Below are 4,511 nucleotides of genomic sequence, written 5' to 3' on the forward strand. Positions count from 1 at the left end.
AGCGACGGCCAGTCCAAAGTCCGGCCGCCAAACGACCGACATCGGCGTGCCGCCACCGTAGTCCGAGCCATTCATTCCCATGAAGTTTCGCTGCTGGAAGTCATGCGTGACCGGCTGCACCCAGTCGCGCCGGTCGGGGTGTGACGACCCGGAAAAGGTCCAGGCGCCTTTGGGGTGGGCGAGGAGCGTGTGCGATGCCGTCCACCAGCGTGCGATCGTCATCGGCTGCCGGCCGACGTTGCGATAGCGCACCGTCATCAGCGCGGCCCCGGGATAAGCTTCACGAAATTCGATCTCGACCTGCTTTTCCAACCATCCGTCTGCGAGCCCGCGGAAGCTGTACCGCTTGCCGTTCGGCAGCACCGTCTGCTGCCGATCGAGCAGGACGAAACGGTCGATGACCTTGCCACCTGCCAGCCGCACTCCCTCGCTCGCCTCGAGCGGGGTGACCGCCTGACCATTCCGCGACACTCGGGAGTAAAGGGCATTGTCGAAATCGATCTGCAGAACGCCGTCGCCTGCAGACGTGACCGGCTGCGCGAAAGCCCAGGCGCGTCGCGGGACGGCAACGGCGGCGGAAAGGCTTGCGACGCCGCTCATCAAGGCGGTGAGCGTTGCTCGGCGCGTAAGTGTCGGATGGCGCATCTCTGTCCCTCGGCCCCTCGGACGCGTCCCAATGATCAGGGGCGGTCGCCAGGGCAGCTTGCACAAGCGCGCGAGCTTATACAAACGAAAACGAAGTTCACTGATTGCTTTTCGTTGCGGCTAGTCCGCGCACCCATGTTCGACTGCCTTCAGGTCGCGCTGACACGGCCAACATGTAAGGCTAGAGTTGCATTAAGGGGTTGCTTTGCGGTCGGCCGGGAAGCACAATGAAGCATACTGAAACTTCGCATATGTTCTGAGGGGGACATCATGGCTTCTCGATCCGTTCACATGACCACGCGCTTCATCGCGCTGGCCCTGGCCTCCGTGTCCACCGCCGCGCTTGCTCAAAGCGATCCGGCGACTCAGAACATTCCGGTGCCGCCGGATGCGAATGCTCCCCAATCGAGCACCTCCGACACGAACGTCGCGAACAAGGCCAGCCACGATATCGTCGTCGTCGGCATTCGCGGCAGCCTCGACAAATCGGTGCGGATCAAGCGCAATTCCCCGGTCGTGCTCGATTCCGTTAACGCAACCGAGCTTGGCCGATTTCCGGACAGCGACGTCGCCGATTCGCTTCAGCACGTGACCGGCATCACGATCAACCGGACCACCGGTGGCGAAGGCCAGTATGTCAGCGTCCGCGGCCTTGGTTCCCAGTACAATATCACGACCCTGAACGACCGCATCCTCGCAACTGACGACGACGGCCGCGACTTCGCATTCGACATTCTTCCCTCGGACGTCATTTTGGGCGCCGACGTGTTGAAGTCGCCGCAAGCTGCGGCGGTCGAGGGCAGCATCGGCGGCACCGTCAACCTGCGTTCTGCGCGCCCGTTCGAGCATCCCGGCGTGCACATGGCCGTGCGTGCCGAGGGCGACTATAACGACATGTCGCGCTACAAGGGCTACAAGATCTCCGGTTTCGTCAGTGGCACGAACCGGTCGGGCACCTTGGGCGGCCTGATCGGCGTCGTCTATTCCGACCAGAAGTTCCGCACTGACGCGCTCAATTACTCCACCTGGGACCCGTACAGCCCGGGGGTCTGGCCCGTCGGTCCGACCGCCGACAGCCCGCCTCCGCCCGACGCCCAGCCGGTAAATGGCCTCTGCTGCATCCAGTTCGGCTCGGTCGTCGATCGAAAGAAGCGCATGGCGCTCACCGGCACTCTGGAATGGCGGCCGCAACCAAACCTGCACATCACCCTCGATGGCATGTACACGAAGCTCAACGATCCGCAGGTCGCGTACAATCAGTCTTATTATCCCGACTTCACCTACGACCAGAACGGCTTGCCAGAATGGTCGAACGTGACCGTGAAGAACGGCTTCATCACCGGTTTCACCGCGAACAACTTCGATCCGGAGGTCGTCAACCAGACGATCCACCGCAAGGTGACCACCTATCTGATCGGCGGCAACGTGAAGTGGGATCCGACGCAGCGGCTGTCGATTGTCGGCGACGTCTATCGGTCGCGCGCCAATCGTCCTGAGGGTGGTCTCGATACCTTTTTGACCGCGGGCCTCGTGTCCCCAACTCCCTATAACCAGAACACGCTGACCTTCTCGGCCAACCCAGGCGAAATGCCGAACCTCCGGGTCACCTTGCCGGACGGCACCGATTACGCGTCCGCGCTGGCTTCTGGAGCGCTCGATAACAATGCGCTTTGGAGCACGCACTACGACGGGCTTTCGGGCTTCTCGATCAGGGACACGGTCACCGGCGCGAAGGCCGACGCGACCTATACTGTCGACAACGGCATCCTCAGCCACATCGACGCGGGCCTCGCCTATCTGAAGCGGTCGAAGTCACGAAGCGACATCTCGAACGACTGGACCAACGGATCCAACCAGTACAGCACCCTCTACAACACCATGCCCGGCCAACCTGGCCCGATCACCTTCGCGAGCATGGGCCAGAATGTCATCTCGACGTTCAACTTCCCCAATTATTTCGCGGGCGCCGGCGGCAACTTCCCGACGACGCAGGTCCTGATCAACGCGGACGCACTGCTCGCCGGGCTCAAGTCGCTGGACGGAACGCCGAACTACACGTCAGGGGAGGGTGTGTATAATTTCGCGGACACCCTGCCGCAGTTCAATGCGACGAATTCCTACGTTGTCGGCGAGAAGACGATCTCCGGATATGTCGAGGCATCGTTCAGCGGTCACAGCTGGACGGGCAACATCGGACTGAGGCTGGTGCATACACAGACCAGCGCGGCGACCGCGATCAACAAGATCATCTCGGTCACCGTAGCCGACACTGCGAATCCGACGGCCTCCGCCGTGACCGAATATTCGAACGCGACGCCGGTCCACGCCAACGGCAGCTACACGTTGCCGCTCCCGGCTGCGAACGTGAACTTCGAGCTTGCCAAGAACCTGCACCTGCGCCTCGCCGCTGCTCGAACCGTCGCGCGGCCGAACCTCAACCAGTTCGCGCCGACCGAGACCGACGACACGAGCAACCAGGATTACGTCATTTACTACGACGGCAACGCGAACCTGAAGCCCATCAAGGCGTGGCAGGCCGATGCGTCGCTCGAATGGTATTATCAGCCCAACGACATGCTGTCGGCCGCGTTGTTCGGGAAGAAGCTGAAGGGTGACATCACCACCATCCAGCGCAACAATGTCGATGTCGGCGCGGTCGGCTGCTTCAACGGCAACCCCTGCACGCCATTGCTGTTCAGTGTGATCGAGCCGATCAACGGTGACAGTTCGAAGGTCTACGGGATCGAGCTCAGCTGGCAGCATCTGCTCGACAACGGCCTCGGCATCCGCGCCCAGTTCACCCACACCTGGAGCAAGGCGAAGATTGAGGGGCAGACCTTCGGCAGCATCGCCGGAATTTCGCCAACGACCTGGTCGATCAATCCCTTCTATGAAAAGGGTCCGATCTCGCTCAGCGTCTCGTGGGATCACTCGAGCTCGTTCGTCTACTCAAATTATACGGAGATCGACGGCGTTCCTGCAATCGCGAAGGCGTACGACTGGGTGACGGCGACGGCCGGCTTCGACCTCACGAAGCGCATCAAGCTCTATGTCGAGGGCCGCAACCTGACGAACTCTATCGTCCGCACCTACCTGAACGGCGACCCGAACATCATCTGGGCATCCGGCGCGGTCGGAACCAGCAGCAGCGTCGGCGCCGGCTACACCGCCTACGGCCGAACCTTCACGGCCGGCGTCCGCTTCGGCTTCTGATCAGCGCAAAAAAATCCCCCGCGTTCCGAAAAGGGGGCGGGGGATTTTTCATAGCCGACGCAGGCGGGCGAGCTCGTCGCCGCGCTTTCAGCCGTGGTGCAGGTAGATGCGCTCGGCGTTGCGGTAATAGAGCTTGTCGATCACCTCGCGCGGAAGCGCGAGGCCTTTGACGTCGGCCTTGAGGTCCTCGACATGCTGCGTCAGCGGCGTCGCGAGATAGCGCCAGTCTGACCGCCAGGTCCGGTCGACGTCCTTTTCGAAATCGGCGCTGGTAACCGCGGGATTGTCGGCCGGATGTGCCGGATCGGGCGGATTGTCGGCAACGTCCGTGCCGTACATCAGGCGGTTCTGGTACTTGATGAAGAAGTTGCGGACCTTGGCCGGATCCTGGTTCGACTGATACTGGATCTGGGTCATCCGCGCGGCGATGTCGACGTTCGCGTTCGGGAAGCGGTCGAGCCAGACGGCCAGGCGGTCGACGCTCCACTCGAGGCTCGCCATGTGCGCGCCGACGAACTGCAGCCTGGGATGGAAGGCGACGAACCGGTCGCGCGCCGCCATCAGCATTTCGTAGCTCGGCTCGTCCGGATGCAGGTACATGTAATATTGCGGATGCTCCTTGAAGTAGCTGCGGTCGTTGTCCGTCGTCATCT

General features: G+C 62.0%; 2 protein-coding genes and 1 pseudogene. 1 reads left to right on the forward strand and 2 read right to left on the reverse strand.

What is annotated here, in order from left to right; translation table 11 throughout:
• Positions 1–645, reverse strand: a pseudogene (locus JOZ79_RS13625) (alpha-galactosidase); the annotation flags it as partial.
• 270 nt (positions 646–915) lie between these two features.
• Between JOZ79_RS13625 and JOZ79_RS13630 the strand changes: the two are divergent.
• On the forward strand, positions 916–3,858 hold the full coding sequence (locus tag JOZ79_RS13630) for a TonB-dependent receptor (RefSeq protein WP_294075207.1): 2,943 nt from the start codon (positions 916–918) through the stop codon (positions 3,856–3,858).
• An 87-nt stretch (positions 3,859–3,945) separates the two neighbouring features.
• Here the strand turns inward: JOZ79_RS13630 and JOZ79_RS13635 are convergent.
• Positions 3,946–4,511, reverse strand: a 566-nt coding sequence (locus JOZ79_RS13635) for an amidohydrolase family protein (protein ID WP_294075210.1), incomplete at its 5' end; no start/stop codon positions are given.

Origin of the sequence: Sphingomonas sp., assembly GCF_019242355.1 — a bacterium.
GTDB lineage: Bacteria > Pseudomonadota > Alphaproteobacteria > Sphingomonadales > Sphingomonadaceae > Sphingomicrobium.

Excerpts from the sequence above, each read along its gene's own strand:
- JOZ79_RS13630 (WP_294075207.1), top strand. The coding sequence starts at position 916 with ATGGCTTCTCGATCCGTTCACATGACCACGCGCTTCATCGCGCTGGCC.